At 34.2% G+C, this 292-nt stretch carries 1 protein-coding gene; it reads left to right on the top strand.

Going from position 1 to position 292, the window contains the following annotated elements; all coding sequences use genetic code 11:
• Positions 1 to 65: 65 nt before the first annotated feature.
• Positions 66 to 292: OsmC family protein (locus JKP73_RS22830; RefSeq protein ID WP_200412059.1), on the top strand; the 227-nt coding region annotated here is incomplete at its 3' end.

Below are 292 nucleotides of genomic sequence, written 5' to 3'. Positions count from 1 at the left end.
GGATGTTTAGAATATCGCTAGAAAAGCTATACCATTATTAGATTAGAAAAAGGGAGTGTTAGATCATGAAAGATGTTATTTTTACATCAAATGCAACAGCAAAAAACGGTCGAGATGGACATGTTAAATCTGACGAGGGATTAATTGATTTAAAACTAGTAAACCCAGCGAATAATAAAGAAGATAAAGGTTCTAATCCGGAACAGCTATTTGCTGCAGCTTATTCTGCTTGTTTTGATGGAGCTTTAAATTTGGTAGCAACAAAAGCGAAAAAAAACATCGACTCAGAGAC

Origin of the sequence: Virgibacillus salexigens, from assembly GCF_014905415.1 — a bacterium.
Taxonomy (GTDB): Bacteria; Bacillota; Bacilli; order Bacillales; family Amphibacillaceae; genus Virgibacillus; species Virgibacillus salexigens.
This window is presented reverse-complemented; position numbering and strand designations above follow the sequence as displayed.